Source organism: Mesorhizobium sp. WSM4828 (assembly GCF_055811175.1).
On record NZ_JBVVQK010000003.1, the window covers coordinates 103,869 to 120,529 of the forward strand.

Annotated in this window: 19 protein-coding genes; 9 read left to right on the plus strand and 10 right to left on the minus strand. The window is 65.8% G+C overall.

Annotated features, from left to right (window positions below; all coding sequences use genetic code 11):
- Window positions 1–179 precede the first annotated feature (179 nt).
- Window positions 180–1,073, plus strand: a complete 894-nt coding sequence (locus AC0L2X_RS05235; RefSeq protein ID WP_473599337.1) for a sugar phosphate isomerase/epimerase family protein — start codon at window positions 180–182, stop codon at window positions 1,071–1,073.
- A gap of 149 nt (window positions 1,074–1,222) precedes the next feature.
- On the opposite strand, the gene AC0L2X_RS05240 is transcribed toward AC0L2X_RS05235, so the two are convergent.
- Both AC0L2X_RS05240 and AC0L2X_RS05245 read right to left on the minus strand, forming a co-directional pair.
- A complete protein-coding gene (locus tag AC0L2X_RS05240; RefSeq protein ID WP_352492272.1) occupies window positions 1,223–1,678 on the minus strand; it encodes a Crp/Fnr family transcriptional regulator in 456 nt (151 codons plus the stop codon).
- A gap of 125 nt (window positions 1,679–1,803) precedes the next feature.
- Window positions 1,804–2,487 (minus strand): response regulator transcription factor, encoded by a 684-nt coding sequence (locus tag AC0L2X_RS05245; RefSeq protein WP_254817802.1) that lies wholly within the window; start codon window positions 2,485–2,487, stop codon window positions 1,804–1,806.
- Window positions 2,488–2,631: 144 nt separating this feature from the next.
- Between AC0L2X_RS05245 and AC0L2X_RS05250 the strand changes: the two genes are divergently transcribed.
- The gene (locus tag AC0L2X_RS05250) at window positions 2,632–3,168 is read left to right on the plus strand and encodes a L,D-transpeptidase family protein (protein WP_473599434.1); all 537 of its coding nucleotides are present in this window, start codon (window positions 2,632–2,634) and stop codon (window positions 3,166–3,168) included.
- Window positions 3,169–3,261: 93 nt separating this feature from the next.
- Here the strand turns inward: AC0L2X_RS05250 and AC0L2X_RS05255 are convergent, their stop codons facing one another.
- A complete protein-coding gene (locus tag AC0L2X_RS05255) occupies window positions 3,262–3,507 on the minus strand; it encodes a hypothetical protein (protein ID WP_473558215.1) in 246 nt (81 codons plus the stop codon).
- Between the two features lie 162 nt (window positions 3,508–3,669).
- Here AC0L2X_RS05255 and gcvA point away from each other — a divergent pair, with 162 nt between their 5' ends.
- Window positions 3,670–4,590 (plus strand): transcriptional regulator GcvA, encoded by a 921-nt coding sequence (gene gcvA / locus AC0L2X_RS05260; RefSeq protein WP_473599338.1) that lies wholly within the window; start codon window positions 3,670–3,672, stop codon window positions 4,588–4,590.
- A 3-nt stretch (window positions 4,591–4,593) separates the two neighbouring features.
- Here gcvA and AC0L2X_RS05265 read toward each other — a convergent pair whose 3' ends face one another.
- The 6 genes from AC0L2X_RS05265 to tsaD all read right to left on the minus strand — a co-directional run bounded on the left by AC0L2X_RS05265 (window position 4,594) and on the right by tsaD (window position 8,734).
- Window positions 4,594–5,010: a DUF1761 domain-containing protein gene (locus AC0L2X_RS05265; RefSeq protein ID WP_473599339.1), complete on the minus strand. Its 417-nt coding sequence runs from the start codon at window positions 5,008–5,010 to the stop codon at window positions 4,594–4,596.
- A gap of 48 nt (window positions 5,011–5,058) precedes the next feature.
- A complete protein-coding gene (locus AC0L2X_RS05270; protein ID WP_352492280.1) occupies window positions 5,059–5,715 on the minus strand; it encodes a class I SAM-dependent methyltransferase in 657 nt (218 codons plus the stop codon).
- Window positions 5,712–6,137, minus strand: coding sequence for an EVE domain-containing protein (locus AC0L2X_RS05275; RefSeq protein WP_352468158.1), 426 nt, complete (start codon window positions 6,135–6,137; stop codon window positions 5,712–5,714). The genes AC0L2X_RS05270 and AC0L2X_RS05275 overlap by 4 nt, the downstream gene beginning before the upstream one ends.
- Before the next feature lie 181 nt (window positions 6,138–6,318).
- Window positions 6,319–6,615, minus strand: coding sequence for a YciI-like protein (locus tag AC0L2X_RS05280; RefSeq protein ID WP_352492269.1), 297 nt, complete (start codon window positions 6,613–6,615; stop codon window positions 6,319–6,321).
- A gap of 26 nt (window positions 6,616–6,641) precedes the next feature.
- Window positions 6,642–7,652 (minus strand): NAD(P)H-dependent glycerol-3-phosphate dehydrogenase, encoded by a 1,011-nt coding sequence (locus AC0L2X_RS05285; protein WP_352492268.1) that lies wholly within the window; start codon window positions 7,650–7,652, stop codon window positions 6,642–6,644.
- Complete coding sequence (gene tsaD / locus AC0L2X_RS05290) at window positions 7,649–8,734, minus strand: tRNA (adenosine(37)-N6)-threonylcarbamoyltransferase complex transferase subunit TsaD (RefSeq protein ID WP_352492279.1); 1,086 nt, start codon at window positions 8,732–8,734, stop codon at window positions 7,649–7,651. Before tsaD ends, AC0L2X_RS05285 begins: the two co-directional genes overlap by 4 nt.
- A 103-nt stretch (window positions 8,735–8,837) precedes the next feature.
- On the opposite strand from tsaD, the gene hemC reads away from it, so the two are divergent.
- The 6 genes from hemC to AC0L2X_RS05320 all read left to right on the plus strand — a co-directional run bounded on the left by hemC (window position 8,838) and on the right by AC0L2X_RS05320 (window position 15,222).
- Window positions 8,838–9,764, plus strand: a complete 927-nt coding sequence (hemC, locus tag AC0L2X_RS05295; RefSeq protein ID WP_352492267.1) for a hydroxymethylbilane synthase — start codon at window positions 8,838–8,840, stop codon at window positions 9,762–9,764.
- Window position 9,765: 1 nt separating this feature from the next.
- A complete protein-coding gene (locus tag AC0L2X_RS05300) occupies window positions 9,766–10,476 on the plus strand; it encodes a uroporphyrinogen-III synthase (protein WP_473558226.1) in 711 nt (236 codons plus the stop codon).
- Between the two features lie 361 nt (window positions 10,477–10,837).
- Window positions 10,838–12,343: a COG4223 family protein gene (locus tag AC0L2X_RS05305; RefSeq protein WP_473599340.1), complete on the plus strand. Its 1,506-nt coding sequence runs from the start codon at window positions 10,838–10,840 to the stop codon at window positions 12,341–12,343.
- Window positions 12,344–12,351: 8 nt separating this feature from the next.
- Window positions 12,352–13,968, plus strand: a complete 1,617-nt coding sequence (locus AC0L2X_RS05310; RefSeq protein WP_473599341.1) for a heme biosynthesis HemY N-terminal domain-containing protein — start codon at window positions 12,352–12,354, stop codon at window positions 13,966–13,968.
- 39 nt (window positions 13,969–14,007) lie between these two features.
- Window positions 14,008–14,487 (plus strand): tellurite resistance TerB family protein, encoded by a 480-nt coding sequence (locus AC0L2X_RS05315; RefSeq protein WP_473599342.1) that lies wholly within the window; start codon window positions 14,008–14,010, stop codon window positions 14,485–14,487.
- An 18-nt stretch (window positions 14,488–14,505) separates the two neighbouring features.
- On the plus strand, window positions 14,506–15,222 hold the full coding sequence (locus AC0L2X_RS05320; RefSeq protein ID WP_473599344.1) for a glutamine amidotransferase: 717 nt from the start codon (window positions 14,506–14,508) through the stop codon (window positions 15,220–15,222).
- Here the strand turns inward: AC0L2X_RS05320 and AC0L2X_RS05325 are convergent, their stop codons facing one another.
- Entirely contained in the window at window positions 15,223–16,464 is a 1,242-nt protein-coding gene (locus AC0L2X_RS05325) for an MFS transporter (protein WP_473599345.1), read from the minus strand.
- Between the last annotated feature and the right edge of the window lie 197 nt (window positions 16,465–16,661).

The following is a 16,661-nucleotide window of genomic DNA, read 5'->3' on the forward strand; positions in this document are numbered from 1 at the left end:
CCCCCCCCCCCCTACCTACACACCCCAAAAATTTTTCATCTCTCCCTCGGCCCCCCCCCCCGCCCCAACCCCCCCCCCCGCGGGGGGGGGCGGTCCGCCCCCCCCCCACCTTTTTGTCCGAGCATCGGATTGCCAAAACCGCTTTGGCCTTGGGTCCGCTGGAATAACCGGAGACGATCATGTCGCGCATCGGAATCCATTCATTCGTCTGGTCGGCGAGCTCGGCGCAGGGCGACCTCGAGCGGACGCTGGCCAACACCAGGGAAGCCGGCTTCGACCTGATCGAATTCTCCTATCTCGACCCCGCCAATGTCGACATTGATGGGTTGGCCAAGCGGATCGCCGATCTCGGCCTCGGTGTTGCGATCAGCATCGGACTGCCGGCCGACGGCGATATTTCGAGCGCCGACAAAACGATTGCCGCGCACGGCGTCGAAATCCTGAAACGTACGATCGCGCTGACCCGCGATCTCGGCGGCCAGAAGGTTGCCGGCATCCTCAGCACCAGCCACGGCTTGCAGAGCGAGGCGCCGACGCGCGACCAGTGGGACCGCAGCGCCGGCACGCTGGCCGAGGTGGCGGAGACGGCAAAATCAGCCGGCGTCACCCTCAACCTCGAGATCGTCAACCGCTTCGAAAGCAATCTGCTCAACACCGCCGCACAAGGCATGGCTTTCATCGCGGACAGCGGCTCCGACAACATTTTCCTGCATCTCGACAGCTTCCACATGAACATCGAGGAGGCCGATGTCGGCTTGGCCATCCGCAGCGCCGCAAGGAAAATCGGCTATGTCCACATCGGCGAGAGCCATCGCGGTTTCCTCGGAACCGGCAATATCGATTTCGCCGCGATATTCGATGCGCTTACCGCCATCGGCTACAGCGACGACCTCAGCTTCGAATCCTTCTCGTCGGAAATCGTCGACGAGAACCTGTCGCGGAAAACCGCGATCTGGCGCAATCTGTGGACCGACAATATGGAGCTGGCCAAACATGCGCGCCGCTTCATTGCGTTGGGACTGGAGACGGCACGGCGCAAGGCTGAGCTTGTTTCCGCAACGCACCGGCCTTGAGCCCTCGCGGTTCCGAAAATCGATCCGGATAGGCCAGAGGCGCTACATTAGACCGATTCCTCGTTTCACGGAAACGCAGAACCGGTCTATCTCTCTGTTTTGGCGCAATTCCGGACGGAAAACCGTTTCACACTTTTCCTGGAATTGCTCTAGCCGGCAAAACGCGGCCCCAGTTCCTCGATCCGGCGGATCATCGCCTGGAAATCCTCCGAGATGCGCTGGTGCAAGTGAACCGCCAGCTCCGGGTATTCCTCGAGGATGCGGCGGAACATCTTGCGGCTGAGCCGCAGCACTTCCGAATCGATTTCGGCCGAGGCGCTGGTCAGCCGGTTCGTGTCGGCGATCAGCGCCAGTTCGCTGAGCATGGTGCCGGGGCCGGCGGTGCCGATCGGAATGCGCTCGCCATCGTGCTCGCGGTAGAGGACGATGCGGCCGCTGATCACGATATAGGCGCAATCAGCCTCGTCGTCCTCGCGGTAAAGCTTGTGGTCGGCTTGCAACTTGGTGGTTTCGGCACCGAAGGCGAGCAGACGCAGTTGTTCCTGCGTGAAGCCCTCGAAGAGCCTCACGGTGGACAGGAGGCGGATGTCGTCATCCAGCGCCATCTAGCTATGTCCCCGAACCGTCAGTCCGACTCCTCCCCTACGAGGCCGATCCAAAACCACCTCCAGCCTGAGGACCGTACCCGAAAAGCGCCCCGCCCGGATCGCTTATTTGAATAATGAAATGTTTAAGGAACCAGCTTGTAGCCGCCGCTTTCTGTCACGAGAATTTCCGCGTTGGAGGGATCGCGCTCGATCTTCTGGCGCAGCCGGTAGACATGAGTTTCCAGGGTATGCGTGGTGACGCCGGAATTGTAGCCCCAGACTTCCTCCAGCAGCACGTCGCGGGTCACCACCTTCTGGTCGGCGCGGTAGAGATATTTGATGATCGAGGCTTCCTTTTCGGTCAGCCGCACCTTGGCGCCGCGCGGGTCGATCAGAAGCTTCTGGCTGGGCTTGAACGTGTAGGGGCCGACCGAGAAAGTGGCGTCCTCGCTCTGTTCGTGCTGGCGCAGCTGGGCGCGAATGCGAGCCAGCAGCACGGCAAAGCGAAACGGCTTCGTCACATAGTCGTTGGCGCCGGCCTCGAGGCCAAGGATTGTGTCGGAATCGGTATCATGGCCGGTCAGCATGATGATCGGCGCCTTGTAGCCGCCCTTGCGCAATATCTTTACCGCCTCGCGGCCATCCATGTCGGGCAGGCCGACATCCATGATGAGCAGGTCGATGAGCCCGCCGCGCGCCGTGGCGATGCCTTTGGCGGCGGTCGCTTCCTGCAGGACGTCGAATTCCTCATAAAGCGACAATTGCTCGACAAGGGTGCCGCGCAGGTCGTCATCGTCATCGACGATCAGAATGGTGCGTGAAGTCATGGATCAATCCGTTGTTTTGAAAAGAGATTTCAGTTGACCGCTGCCTGTTTATGCGGAAGCTGACCGGCACAACAGCCGTTCACAGTGATTTGTTCCGTGGCTCGATCATACAAGAAAAAACAAGATCGCAATGCAGTCGGCGCAATTTTGCCGAAAGGGCTCACCGTACTCACCGTGCGGGCGCGGCCTGGCCAGCCCAGCCAGGGCTTTCTGCAGGCCGGCAAACTCGTGTTTCCATGTGCACTGGGGCATGGCGGCATCTCGGCCGGCAAGCGCGAGGGCGACGGCGCCACGCCGCTCGCCTCGATGCGGATATTGTCGGGATATTTTCGTGGCGACCGTTTTGCCGGCGGCCGCCGGACGCGGCTGGCGATGACGCCGATCGGCCGCGACCTCGGCTGGTGCGAGGTGCCTGGGGACCGCAACTACAACCGCCCGGTCAAAATCCCCTATGGCGCCAGCCATGAGCGGATGCTGCGGGCCGACGATCTCTATGACGCCTGCCTGGTGCTGGACTGGAACATTGTGCCGCGCCGGCGCGGCCGCGGCAGCGCCATCTTCTTCCACCTGGCGCGCCCCGGCCTCACGCCGACGCAAGGCTGCGTCGCGATAACGGCCCGCACCATGGCGCGGCTGCTGCCGCTGCTGTCGGAGCGGACGGTGGTGAGGGTGGTAAGGTGAGGGAGTAGGGGAGTAGGGGAATAGGGCAGTAAGGGTAGAGACAGGGGCGGGCGCGCCGCTTAGCTTTTCCTACTGCCCTACTGCCCTACTGCCCTACTGCCCTACTGCCCTACTCCTCTGCCACCCTATGTCGAGAAGGCCGAGCCGGCCGAGTTCGCGGTCCATGGCGCGTGCGATGTCCTTGCGTTCGCCGCCAATGTCGCGCAGCTGGCGATCGGAGAGGTTCTCGACATTCTCGTAGGGAAGACTGATCGCGATTCTCGCGTGGCGAAGCCAGTCAAGCACGGCGCGCAGCCAGGCCGGGCGGAGGGTTACAGGGCGCAAGGTGACGTCAGACATGGTGCAATCCGCTTCTCCGGACATCAAATCCGGTTTGATGTTTCTTCGATGCTCGGATCATGGCGGATTGAAATTCAAACGGGAAACGAGTAGTTTTTTCTGCATCTTCAAGTTTTGTTTGAGGATTGGAATGCTCGACCGAACCCTCCTCGTCTGGCATTGATGGCGCGCCTGCTGCCTGGAACCCGTGCGCTGCGGACGCTGGAGGCAGCGGCCCGGCACCTCAATTTCACCCGCGCCGCCGACGAGCTCGGCCTGACGCCGGCAGCGGTCAGCCACCAGATCAAGGAAATCGAGGATCAGCTCGGCATCGTGCTGTTCACACGCACCAGCCGCACGATCCGGCTGACCGAGGCGGGCGCGGTGCTGTTCGAGGCCTCGACTGATGCGCTCGACCTGCTTGGCCGGGCTGTCTCACGGGCGCAGAAGACGGCGCGCGGATCGGCGCTGCTGAAGGTCACCCTCGATGCGCAATTCGCGACGAAGTGGTTGATGCGGCGCGTCGACGATTTTCGCAAGCAGCATCCGGCGATCGAGCTGCGTTTCGACATCAGCTACGAGGTGCGCGACTTCGATCGCGACGACGTCGATCTCGGCATACGTTTCGGCACCGGCAAGTATCCGGGGCTTCGCTCGCACCGGCTGTTCGAAAACGTCATCATTCCCGTCTGCAGTCCGGCCTTGCTGCGGTCCGGGCCGCCGCTCAAGGAACCGCGCGACCTGTTCCATCATACCCTGGCCCATATCGAGTGGTCGCGCCAGGGCGTCACCTGGCCGAATTGGAGCATATGGATGGCGGCGGCGGGCGTCGACGATTTCGACGACAGCCGGACCATCGTGTTCGGCAACTCGACGGATGCCGTCCAGGCGGCGCTCGACGGCAACGCGGTCGCGCTCGCCGATTTCGCCATGGTGGCAAACGACCTGTCCGAAGGTCGGCTGATCCGGCCCTTCGAACTCGGCATCAAGGTCGCGCCCGAATTCGCCTATTTCCTGGTCTATCCCGAAAGTGCGGCGAATGATCCGCGCATTGCCGCCTTTCGCGATTGGCTTCTCGAGGAAATCGCCAAGACCCCGAGCTGACGGTCAGGCCGCCGCCGCGCCGAACCAGCCGATCACCGCGCCGATGAGAAGCAGCACGCCAAGCCAGTGACCGACATCGATGAGCGTCAGATCCCAGCCGAAGCCTTCGTAGCGATGGTTGACCGAAAGCGTCGTGGCGACGAACCCCAGCCAGAGAACGAAGCCGAAGATCACCCCGGCAAGCAGGCTCGGTTCGCCGCCGGTCACGGCGCCGATGATCAGCGACATGACCAGCGCCATGACGAGCTCCGCGATGAAGGAGACGACGAAGGGCAGCATCGATTTGCTCATCGTCGCCGGATCAAGCTTGGCGGCCTTCAGCCACGGCTTGCTCAAGCCCATGTACCAGGCCGCGCCGAACAGCCACGCGACGACGGCGGCGACGATTACCGCCAGCCAATTGATTGCTGAAAAATCCATGGTTCCCTCCGGTCGATTGCGCGATGGAACGCCTGTTCGGCGATGCCGTCAAGCAAGACGCCAGACGGTCGTGCGCTTGACCTCGGCGTCCTCCAGCGCCCGCGTCACCGCCACTTCGTAGACGGCAAGCGGCTCCAGCCCCGCCTTCGGCAGATAGGAGCGGCCGGGATCGCCGACGAGGATGTCGGCGCCGCGCGCCTTCAGCGCGACGAACCACGGCATCAGCCTGTCGGCGAAAGTCTTGTCGTAGAAGACGTCGCCGGCCAGCACCACGTCCCAGCCGGCATCGCTGCCGATGCAGTCGCCGATGACGAATTTTATCTCGGCCCCATTGGCCTCGGCATTGAGACGGATCGCTGTCGCGCAGAACGGGTCGATGTCTGCGGCGATCACCTCCGCCGCGCCAGCTTTGGCCGCGGCAATGGCGACAAGCCCGGAGCCGGAGGCGAAGTCGAGCACGCGCCTGCCGCGCACCACCGCCGGATTGTCGAGGATGTAGCGGGCAAGGCCTTGGCCGCCGGCCCAGGCAAAAGCCCAGAAGGGCGGCGGCAGGCCGATTTCAGTCAGCTCGTCCTCGGTCCGCTGCCACAGGTCGTGCGCCTCATCGGCCAGGTGCAGGCGGATCTCCGGCACATGCGGCGGCGCCATCAACTCCGTGTTGTCGAGGATGAATTTCCTGGCGCTGTCCGGCGTCAGCGCCGTCATGGCGCCGGCGTCAAGCCGCCCATGCGGCAAACCTCTTGCCATTCGGCCGGCGTCACCGGCTGCACGGACAGCCGCCCGAGCCGCACCAGCGCCATGTCGGCCAGCTTTGGATTGGCCTTGGCCTGCTCCAGCGTCACCGGCTTCGGCATGTCCTTGAAGGCGCGGATATCGACGCACTCCCAGCGGGGGTCGTCGGTGGTGCTGTCCTGATGGGCCAGAGCGCAGACTTCGGCGATGCCGACAATGTCGAGCCCGTCATTGGAATGGTAGAAAAAGCCGAGATCGCCGATCTGCATCGCCTTCATGTTGTTGCGCGCCGCATAATTGCGCACGCCGTCCCATTGCGTGCCGGCCTTGCCCTTGGCCTTCAGCATTTCGAAGGAGAAGACCGAGGGTTCGGATTTGAACAGCCAGTAGTTCATCTCAGTTGTCCCGTTGCCGTTGTCGGTTTGTCACTATCCAGCGTTGGCGCTGCCCCTCACCCTTACCCTCTCCCCGTAAGGACGGGGAGAGGGGTCGCCAGCGCTGGAGCTTCTCCCTTCTCCCCGTTCTTCACGGGGAGAAGGTGCCGGCAGGCGGATGAGGGGCAGCGCGAACGAACGATCATTCACTCACAGGCTTGTTGAAGCTCCAGTTCCACTGCCGGATTTCGACGCTTTCGAACAGCCCTGCCTTGGTATAGGGATCGGTCGCCGACAGGGCTTCTGCCGCAGCCAGATCGGGCGCCTCGACAACGGCTAGAGTGCCGTTCGGCTTGCCGTCTGCGTCGAGGAACGGGCCGGCGAACGCCAATTTCTTGTCGCCGTTCAGCCCTTCCAGGAAGGCAAGGTGCTTGGGCCGCGTATCGAGCCGCACCTGCAGGCTTCCTGGCTTGTCCTTGCAAATCAACGCAAACAGCATCTTTCCATCTCCGCAATCGTTCGGGATTACATTTCGGTTTCGGTCTTGAGCGGCCGTGTCATCAACGCCGACACAGCCTGGTCTATGGTTACGGTGCCGTCCAGTATGGCGGCGACGGCGGCGATGATCGGCGCGTCGATCCGGCGCTCGCCGGCGATGCGGGCGGCGATTGCCGCCGTCGGCACGCCTTCGGCCAGAGGCAAGCCGGCAAGCGGCTTGCCTCGCCCCAGCGCCAGCCCGTAGGCGAAATTGCGCGACTGCGCGGACGAGCAGGTGAGCAGCAGGTCGCCGAGGCCGGAAAGCCCCATCAGCGTCTCCGGCCTGGCGCCAAAGGCGGCACCGATGCGGCGCAATTCGACGAAGCCGCGCGTCACCATTGCCGCCTGGGCGCTGGCGCCGAGCCCGGCGCCGGTGACGGCGCCCGCGGCGATGGCAAAGACGTTCTTCAGCGCGCCGCCGATCTCGACGCCGATCAGGTCGTCGCTCGAATAACAGCGCAGATTTTCCGCCGAGAAACGGGCGGCAAGGTCGGTGGCCAGAGCCTCGTCGCGGGCGGCGACCACCACGGCCGTCGGCAGGCCTTTGGCGACGTCGGTGGCAAAGCTTGGGCCCGACAAAGCGGCGACCGGATTTGCCGGCAGGATTTCCTCGGCAATGGATGACAACAGCGCGCCAGTGTCGCGCTCGATGCCTTTGGCGCAGAGGACCAGCGGGACGCCTTTCGGCATATGGCTGGACGCGGCCCTCAGCATAATCCGCAACGATTGCGCCGGCGCCACCGCCAGAACGCAGTCGGCGCCGTCGAGCACGGCCTCGATGTCGCTCGTCGCCACGATGCCGGGGTCGAGCGCGATGCCCGGCAGATAGCGCGGATTTTCGCCACGGTCGACCGCCGCGACGGTCTCCGGGTCGCGCGCATAGAGGCGGACGAAATGACCGGCGCGCAGCATGGCCAGCGCCAGCGCCGTGCCCCAGGCGCCGCCGCCCAGCACGGCGACGCGCCAACCGCTTGGCGCCTTGTGCTCGCTGCCGGTCATGCCTTGGCCCCGCGCCGGCCCGAGCCGACCATCGGGGCCGAGATGCTGTCCAGCGGCCAGCGCGAGCGCGGCACGAAATCGGCGGCGTTTTCGCCTGATATGCCGGCGCGCAGCCGCTCGATGCCGGCCCAGGCGATCATCGCCGCATTGTCGGTGCAGAGGTTAAGCGGCGGCGCGACGAAGCTGAACCCGGCCTGCTCGCACAGGCCCTGCAATGTCGCCTTGATCGTCCGGTTGGCGGCGACGCCGCCGGCGACAACCAGCGCAGGCACGGCCTTGTCCGGGAATTGCTGACGGAACCGGGTCAGCGACCGCGCAACACGGTCGCCCAGCGCATCCGCCACCGCCGCCTGGAACGAGGCGCAGATATCGGCAACATCCTGGTCGCTCAGCGGGGCAATCGCCGTTGCCGCCTGGCGTACCGCGGTCTTGAGGCCGGAGAAGGAAAAATCGGGCTGCGCCGAGCCCTTCATCGGGCGCGGAAACGCAAAACGCGCCGCATCGCCATCTGCCGCCGCCTGCTCGACATTCGGTCCGCCCGGATAGGGCAGGCCGAGCATCTTGGCCGTCTTGTCGAAGGCCTCGCCAAGCGCGTCGTCGATGGTCGTCGCCCAGCGCTGGTAGTCGCCGACGCCGCGCACGGCGACGATCTGCGTATGGCCGCCGGAGACCAGCAGCAAGAGGTAGGGAAAGTCGAGCCCATCGGTCAACCGGGCCGTCAGCGCGTGGCCTTCGAGATGATTGATGGCGATCAGCGGTTTTTTGGCTGCCGCGGCGATTGCTTTGGCCGTCATCAGGCCGACGATCAGCCCGCCGACAAGACCGGGACCGGCGGTGGCGGCAATCGCATCGATGTCGGCGAGCTCGACACCGGAATCGGTCAGCGCTGCCTCGATGATGCCGTCGAGCGCCTCAACATGCGCGCGCGCGGCGATCTCCGGCACGACGCCGCCGAAAGCAGCATGCTCCTCGATCTGGCTGAGCACGATGTTCGACAGGATTTGCGGCGTGCTGCGACCGTCCAGCGCCACCACGCTGGCGGCGGTCTCGTCGCAACTCGTCTCGATGCCCAGAACGCGGATCAATTCGTCGCTGTCCTCGATGATTGTGCAACCGGCCTTTCCCCGATAGGAGAAAGCCCGGAAACGGCCTCGATCTGCCGGGGGTTATCACGGACGGCGCGTCATGCAAACAACCTTGAAAATCGGAACACGCGGCAGCCCGCTGGCGCTGGCGCAGGCGCATGAAACGCAGGCGCGGCTGATGGCGGCGCACGGCATGCCGGCCGAAGCATTCGAGGTGGTCGTCATCTCGACCAGCGGCGACCGCATCCAGGACCGGCCGCTGTCGGAAGCCGGCGGCAAGGGCCTGTTCACCAAGGAGATCGAGGAGGCGCTGCTGGCGCGCCGCATCGACATCGCCGTGCATTCGTCGAAGGACATGCCGACCCTGTTGCCCGAGGGGCTGGAACTGTCCGCCTTCCTGCCGCGCGAGGACGCGCGCGATGCCTTCATCGGCAAGGCGGCGCGAACGATTGCCAGCCTGCCGCAAGGCGCCAGGGTCGGCTCGTCGTCGCTGCGGCGCCAGGCGCTGATCCGGCGGATGCGGCCGGACATCGACGTGGTGATGTTCCGCGGCAACGTGCAGACGCGGCTGCGCAAGCTCGACGAGGGCATCGCCGACGGCACCATCCTCGCCTATGCCGGACTGAAGCGGCTCGGGCTCGAAGATGTCGTCACCGACCTGATGCCGCTCGACGTCTTTCCGCCGGCGCCGGGGCAAGGCGCGATCTGCATCGAAAGCCGCATCGGCGACCGCGACGTGGAAGAGATGCTGACTGCGATCCACGACGGGCCGACCGGCCAGGCGCTGGCCTGCGAGCGCGCCTTCCTGGCGGCACTCGACGGCTCCTGCCGCACGCCGATCGCCGGCCATGCGACGATATCGGGCGGAACGGTTTCCTTTGCCGGGCTGATCATCTCGCCCGATGGTACGCAGTCGCATGAAGTCAGGCTGGAAGGGCCGGCGCAGGAGGCGGCGCGCATCGGCGCGGAAGCCGCCGCGACCGTTCGGGCCAAGGCCGGCGAAACATTCTTCGACGGCTGGACCTGACATGCCCCGCGTCCTGGTGACGAGACCCGAACCGGGCGCCTCGCGCACGGCGCGCCGGCTCGCGGATGCCGGCTTTCAGGCGATCCTGCTGCCGCTGACCGAAACAGTGGCGCTGCCGGTCGATGCCGGCGCGCTCGCCGACGCCGCGGCGGCGGTAGCGGTCACCAGCGCCAATGCGGTTCGCCATGCGCCGAAGGAGGTCATCGCGGCGCTCGCCGGCTTGCCCTGCCACGCCGTCGGCACGAAGACGGCGGAAGCCGCCCGCGCGGCCGGGTTTCTGTCGGTCAGCGAAGGCCCGGGGAATGCCGAGGGGCTGGCCGATGCGCTTGCCGGCGGCTACGCGGGGCAGACGATCGTCTATCTCTGCGGGCGGGTGCGGTTTCCGGGTTTCGAAGAGCGGCTGCAGGCGGCGGGCGTTCAGGTCCGCGCCGTCGAGACCTACGACACCGTTGTGCTGGATTACTCCGACGAGGCCGTTCTTGCGCGCCTGTCCGCCCGGCCGGTCGAGGCGGTGCTGCTCTATTCGGCCAAGGCGGCCACCGCTATGCAGGCCCTGGCTAGCCGGCCGGCGCTGCGTGGCCTTTTTCAGGACACGCGCTTTTTCGCCTTGTCGGGGCGCATTGCCGGGGCCTTGGGCGATGTCGCCGGGATCCGGATTGCGCCTGAGCCCAGCGAGGATGCCTTGCTGGGGCTTTTGCAGGCGTCGCGCTGACCGGCATTCGCCGCGAAGCTGCCGATCTGCCCCGCAAAGGGAGATATTAGCAGCTCGGCAGGTAGCGCCAATGTGGATGATTGCCCTCAAGTCATATTTTGTTCTTGCTTTGTGCCGGCAGCTATGCTACTAATTTGGGTATGGTGCCAACTGGTGCCAACTGGCTCCAACGACCCGCCCGCCGAGGCGGGTTTTTTGTGTGCCGAGCATGGGCCTTGGCTCAAAGCGTGGATTCGGCCCTGCGGCGTTTTGCCAAAACTGAACTCCAAGGCCTGGCGTCATCACGCCGCCCCTTTTCACCGCTTGGTGATGTGCTAGACCCTTTCAAACCATCCCGAAGCGAATTTTGCGGAGCCCGAGCATGGTCAAGACGCCGAAGATGCGGCATTCCAAGAGCCGCCGTGAGCCGGTGACCATCGAGCTCGAGCCCGGCGCCGTCTCGCGAGTCGCCGACGAACAGGATGCCAGCACGCAGCAGCCAGCCGCGGCGCAGACCGACGAGGCGCGGGCCGAGGAAGCGGCGAACGCCTCGCAGCCGGAGCCGCCTGAAGAGCCGGTGCATGCCGACCAGACCGATCTCGAGCCTTGGGAACATGCCGACGCAGCCGCGCCGGCCGGCACGCGAGAGCCGGCGGACGTCGGCGCCGATTCTACCAGGGAAACGGAAACCCCTTACCCCGCCGGTTCGGATGCGCCGGCCGGCCGCTCCACGGTTTCCGACTACAGTTTCGAGGATGCATCCAGCGGGACCGGGGCCAACGAACCGGGGATCGCAGGCTCCGGGAAGAAGACAGCTGAGACGAGGGACGACCAGATGGCAGCGCAGCCGAAGCGGAGCGGCATCAACGGCATCGCCGCCGGCATTATCGGCGGCGTGATCGCCCTTGCCGCGGCCGGCGGGCTGCAATTTGCCGGCCTGCTCGGTGCGCCGGGGTCGGGCGCCGTGTCGCTCGACGCGGTCAATGGTGAGATCGTTTCGCTGAAGCGCGAGGTCGCGGACCTCAGACAGGCCGGCGCCAACAATGACGCATCGGCCAAGGTGGACGGGCTGTCGTCGGCGCTGGACCAGGTCAGGGCGGACGTTGCGACGTTGAAGTCGGCGGTCGAACAAGGCGGTGCCGGCGACAATGCCGGGGTGGCTGCACTTGGCGACAAGGTCAGGCAGATCGAGACGGCAGTCGCGGCCCTCGGCAAGGCCGGCGGCACGGCGCCGGTCGATCTCGGTCCGCTCAACGAAAGGCTGGCCGCGCTCGACGCGCTGGTGAAATCGGCCGGCGAGACCGCAAAGGCGCAGGACGGCCGGCTTGCGGCCCTGGAACAGTCGGTTTCACAGCTCTCGGGCAAGGTCGATGCACAGGCTTCGCAGCCGAAGGTCGCACTGGCCATTGCCGCCTCGGCGCTCAAGGCAGCGCTCGACCGTGGTGCGCCGTTCGCCGCCGAGCTCGAAACCTTTGCCGCGATCTCACCCGATGCTCCCGAGCTCGCGACGCTGCGTGCCTATGCCGAAAAGGGCGTCCCGACGCGCTCCGAGATCGCCGCCGAAGCGGACGCCGCCGCCAACGCCATGGTCGCTGCCGCGACGCCCATCGACCAGAATGCCGGCATCCTGCAGAAGCTGCTGTCGAGCGCCGAATCGCTGGTCAAGGTCAGGCCGATCGGCGCCGTCGAAGGCACCGGCGTTCCGGAAACCGTCGCCCGCATGGAGGTCGCGGTCAACCAGGGCGACTACGCCAAGGCGCTCAGCGAATACGAAACCCTGCCTGAGGCGGCCAAGGCCGCCGGCGCCGACTTTGCCGGCAAGCTGAAAGCGCGGATGGAGGTCGAGACACAGATCGATTCGCTCATCGCCGGCGCGATCAAGGCGTGAGGAACCCTATGATCCGTATCCTCGCCTTCCTCGCCGTCGTCTTTGCGCTTGGGCTCGGCTTCGCCTGGCTGGCCGACCGGCCGGGTGAAATGCTCGTCACCTTCAACGGCTATCAATACCAGGTCAGCCTGATGGTCGCGGCGGTGGCGGTGGTCGCCGTGGTTGCCGCGGTGATGATCGTCTGGTGGCTGGTCAAGGCGCTGTGGAACAGCCCCTATACGATCTCGCGCTATTTCCGCGTGCGTCGCCGCGACCGCGGCTACCAGGCACTGTCGACCGGCATGATCGCGGCCGGCGCCGGTGACGGCGCGCTCGCCCGCAAGAAGACCAAGGAAGCGGCAAAGCTGATCCGCTCAGACCAGGAGCCGCTGATCCAGCTGCTCGACGCGCAGGCCTCGCTGCTCGAAGGCGACCATGAAGGCGCCCGTGAAAAATTCGAGACCATGCTCGACGATCCCGAAATGCGGCTGCTCGGCCTGCGCGGGCTTTATCTCGAGGCCGAGCGGCTCGGCGACCGCAACGCGGCCCGCCACTATGCCGGCCGTGCGGCGGCGGTGGCGCCGCAACTGGCCTGGGCGGCCGAATCGACGCTGGAAGACCTGACCGGGCGTGGCGACTGGGATGGCGCGCTGAAACTGGTCGACGCCCAGAAGTCGACCCGGCAGATCGAGCGCGACGCCGCCAACCGGCGCCGCGCCGTGCTGCTGACCGCCAAGGCGCAGGCGCTGATCGACAGCGATGCCAATGCCGCCCGGACGGCGGCGCTCGAAGCCAACCGGCTGCGGCCGGATTTTGCACCGGCGGCGGTCGTCGCGGCGAAATTGCTGTTTCGGCAGAACGACGTGCGCAAAGGCTCGAAAATCCTCGAGGCGGCGTGGAAGGCCGAGCCGCATCCGGAGATCGCCGAGCTCTACACCCATGCCAGGCCGGGCGATGCCGTACTCGACCGGCTGAACCGGGCAAAGAAGCTGCAGGAGCTGAAGAAGAACCATGCCGAGTCCTCGCTTGCCGTGGCCCGCGCCGCGCTCGATGCGCAGGAGTTTTCAACCGCCCGTCGGGAGGCGGAAGCCGCCATCCGCATGGATCGCCGTGAAGGCGCCTATCTGCTGCTGGCCGATATCGAGGAGGCCGAGACGGGCGACCAGGGCAAGGTGCGGCAGCTGTTGTCGAAGGCAGTGAGGGCGCCGCGCGATCCGGCCTGGGTTGCCGACGGCGTCGTCTCCGAACGCTGGGTTCCGGTATCGCCGATCACCGGCAGGCTCGATGCATTCGAATGGCGGGCGCCGATGGAGCGGCTCGGCCAGTTGATCGACAGCCATGAAGATACGCAGGAGGCGCCGGTGCCGGCCATCGCGGCTCCGGCCAGGCCGGTACAGGAAAGTGCCGGGACGATCGAGCACCCGGCGGTTGCAGCCGAGACACCGGGTACGGCGACCGAGGAGAAGACGGTCGACCGTGCCGGCGAGGATCATGTGACACCAATCACCGCGGCGGCGTTTACCGCGGTGTCGGAAGATGCCGAGGCCGTCGAGCCGGCGCAGGAGCTGGCGCGGCTGCCCGACGATCCCGGCGTCGATCCCGACGACGCGGCGGATAAATCGACGCGCCGGTTTCGTTTGTTCTGATCAGGGTCGAGTGGACCCGGGCTTATTGGGAATGATTTGATGTTCGAACGCGTTCTGTCGTTTCTAAGGGATCTGCCGTCCAGTGGTGGCGCCAGCGCCAGCGCCGACGATCCGCGCATTGCGGCGTCCGCCCTGCTTTTCCACGTGATGAACGCCGACGGGGTGCGCCAGGATACCGAATGGGAACGGTTCAAGAAGGTGCTGGCAGAAAGCTACTCGATCAGCGGCGACGAACTCGACGCGCTGGCGGCTGCCGGCGAGCGGGCCGACAATGAGGCGATCGACCTCTACGCCTTCACCAGTGTGCTCAAGCGCCATCTCGACGCCGAGGCGCGAAAGGCCTTCATCGGCCTGATGTGGGAGATCGTCTATGCCGATGGCGAGCTGCACGAACTCGAGGACAATACCGTCTGGCGGGTCGCCGAGCTGATCGGCGTCGAACGTCGCGACCGTGTCGAGGCGCGCCTCAAGGCGGCCGCCGCGGCTCCCGGTGCTGCCGGAACGTCAAGCGACGAATAGACAGGATCCCGCCTTCCAATGCCGCCCAAGCCAAGTCCGAGACCAAAGATCCTGATCGTGCTGCATCAGGAGCATTCGAGCCCCGGACGGGTCGGCCATATGCTTATCGAGGAAGGCTTCGACCTCGACATCCGCCGCCCGCCGCTCGGCGAGGCCTTGCCGCAGACGCTGGACGGCCATGCCGGCGCCGTGGTGTTCGGCGGGCCGATGAGCGCCAATGACGGCGACGAGTTCGTCCGCCGCGAGACCGACTGGCTCAAGATTCCGCTCGACGAGAACCGGCCGCTGCTTGGCATCTGCCTCGGCGCGCAAATGCTGGTCAAGCATCTTGGCGGCAGGGTCGAGGGCCATGGCGAGGGCCTCGTCGAGATCGGCTGGTATCCGCTGAAGGCGACCGAAGCGGGCAGCAGGCTGATGCATTGGCCAGAGATGGTCTATCAGTTCCATCGCGAGGGCTTTTCGCTGCCCAAGGACGCGACGCTTTTGGCGACGGCCGAAACCTATCCCAACCAGGCCTTCCGCTATGGCGCCAATGCCTGGGGCATCCAGTTCCATGGCGAATTGACCCGGGCGATGATGCAGCGCTGGGTGGTGCGCGGCGCGCACCGCTTCGAATTGCCCGGCGCGCAGCCCGGCCGCGACCATCTCGGCGGCCGGCTGATCTGGGACATGCACCTCAAGCGCTGGCTCGGCGAGTTCCTGCCGATGATTTTCGGCAAGCCGGCGCTGCGGTAATCAGTTTCGCCCCCTGAGATGACGCACCTTGCGCAGCTGCGGGAACAGCACCGCCCATAGACCGGCGACAGCGATCGCCCCGATGCCGCCGACCACCACGGCCGGAACCGTGCCGATCAGCGCGGCCATGGTGCCGGCGCGGAATTCGCCGAGCTCATTGGAGGCGCCGACAAACACCTGGTTGACGGCGTTGACGCGGCCGCGGACGTCGTCCGGCGTCCACAGCTGGATCAGCGTCTCGCGGATATAGACGCTGAACATGTCGGTGGCGCCGAGCAGCGCAAGGGTTGCAATCGACAGCCAGGTGATGGTCGAGAAGCCGAACAGAACCGTGAACGCGCCGAACAGCGCAACGAAGCCGAGCATGACAAGGCCGGCATGGTTGCGGATCGGGTGTCCGGCCAGCCAGATGGCGACGCAGATGGCGCCGACGCCGGGCGCCGAGCGCAACAGGCCGAGCCCCCAAGGGCCGAGTTCGAGGATATCGCGCGCATAGACCGGCAGCAGCGCCGAGGCGCCGGACAGGAGCACCGCGAACAGATCGAGCGAAATCGCGCCGAGCACGATCTTTTCGCTCCAGATATAGCCGAAGCCGGCGAACAGGGTCTGTACCGTCGGCCTGTCGGTCCGGCTGCGCTGGGCAGGCTTCGGGATGGTGAAGATCAGCACGGCGGCAATGAGCATCAGCACGGCCGCAGTGGCGTAGGCGGCTTCGGCCGAAAGCCCGTAGAGCAGGCCGCCGGCGACCGGCCCGACGATGGTCGCCGTCTGCCAGGCGGACGAGTTCCAGGCGATGGCGTTGGCGAAATCCTCCGACGGCACCAGATTGGCGAACAGCGATGACGAGGCCGGCCCGAAGAAGGCGCGCGCGATGCCGAACATGGCGAGCACGATGAAGACCGGCATCGGCCCGGAGAGGCCGCGCAGCGTCAACAGCAACAGGGCCAAGGCGCAGCCCGCCTCGACCAGCACCGCCAGCGCCATGATCAGGCGGCGTCCAAAACGGTCGGCAACGTCGCCGGTGACCAGCACCAGCAGCAGCGAAGGCAGGAACTGGACGATGCCGACAAGGCCGAGGTCGAACGGGTCGCGGGTGAGATCGTAGATCTGCCAGCCGACGGCGACCGACACGATCTGGGTGGCGAATGTCGAGAGGAAGCGCGCCGCCCAGTAGCTCAGGAACGGCCGGTGGCGAAAGGCGGCATAGCGCTGGTCGGATGGTACTTGGGATTCTGTGGTCATGGATTAGGCCCCGTGGCGGCGATGTCGGCCGGCGGGGCACTTCCACGATGGGCGCTGGTCCGGCCAAAAAAGCCTTTAGCGCAGTTCAGCCGGAGGCGCGCGCAAAAATCCGGCCTGGATCAACCAATTTCGTTCTGGCGAAGGGAGGCAGGCTGGTCGAAGGCGGTTTTCCATCGCCCTGCCAATCTTGGGGCGTT

Excerpts from the sequence above, each read along its gene's own strand:
- AC0L2X_RS05235 (WP_473599337.1), top strand. The coding sequence starts at position 180 with ATGTCGCGCATCGGAATCCATTCATTCGTCTGGTCGGCGAGCTCGGCG.
- AC0L2X_RS05240 (WP_352492272.1), bottom strand. The coding sequence starts at position 1,678 with ATGGCGCTGGATGACGACATCCGCCTCCTGTCCACCGTGAGGCTCTTC.
- AC0L2X_RS05245 (WP_254817802.1), bottom strand. The coding sequence starts at position 2,487 with ATGACTTCACGCACCATTCTGATCGTCGATGACGATGACGACCTGCGC.
- AC0L2X_RS05255 (WP_473558215.1), bottom strand. The coding sequence starts at position 3,507 with ATGTCTGACGTCACCTTGCGCCCTGTAACCCTCCGCCCGGCCTGGCTG.
- gcvA (WP_473599338.1), top strand. The coding sequence starts at position 3,670 with ATGGCGCGCCTGCTGCCTGGAACCCGTGCGCTGCGGACGCTGGAGGCA.
- AC0L2X_RS05265 (WP_473599339.1), bottom strand. The coding sequence starts at position 5,010 with ATGGATTTTTCAGCAATCAATTGGCTGGCGGTAATCGTCGCCGCCGTC.
- AC0L2X_RS05270 (WP_352492280.1), bottom strand. The coding sequence starts at position 5,715 with ATGACGGCGCTGACGCCGGACAGCGCCAGGAAATTCATCCTCGACAAC.
- AC0L2X_RS05275 (WP_352468158.1), bottom strand. The coding sequence starts at position 6,137 with ATGAACTACTGGCTGTTCAAATCCGAACCCTCGGTCTTCTCCTTCGAA.
- AC0L2X_RS05280 (WP_352492269.1), bottom strand. The coding sequence starts at position 6,615 with ATGCTGTTTGCGTTGATTTGCAAGGACAAGCCAGGAAGCCTGCAGGTG.
- AC0L2X_RS05285 (WP_352492268.1), bottom strand. The coding sequence starts at position 7,652 with ATGACCGGCAGCGAGCACAAGGCGCCAAGCGGTTGGCGCGTCGCCGTG.
- hemC (WP_352492267.1), top strand. The coding sequence starts at position 8,838 with ATGCAAACAACCTTGAAAATCGGAACACGCGGCAGCCCGCTGGCGCTG.
- AC0L2X_RS05300 (WP_473558226.1), top strand. The coding sequence starts at position 9,766 with ATGCCCCGCGTCCTGGTGACGAGACCCGAACCGGGCGCCTCGCGCACG.
- AC0L2X_RS05305 (WP_473599340.1), top strand. The coding sequence starts at position 10,838 with ATGGTCAAGACGCCGAAGATGCGGCATTCCAAGAGCCGCCGTGAGCCG.
- AC0L2X_RS05310 (WP_473599341.1), top strand. The coding sequence starts at position 12,352 with ATGATCCGTATCCTCGCCTTCCTCGCCGTCGTCTTTGCGCTTGGGCTC.
- AC0L2X_RS05315 (WP_473599342.1), top strand. The coding sequence starts at position 14,008 with ATGTTCGAACGCGTTCTGTCGTTTCTAAGGGATCTGCCGTCCAGTGGT.
- AC0L2X_RS05320 (WP_473599344.1), top strand. The coding sequence starts at position 14,506 with ATGCCGCCCAAGCCAAGTCCGAGACCAAAGATCCTGATCGTGCTGCAT.
- AC0L2X_RS05325 (WP_473599345.1), bottom strand. The coding sequence starts at position 16,464 with ATGACCACAGAATCCCAAGTACCATCCGACCAGCGCTATGCCGCCTTT.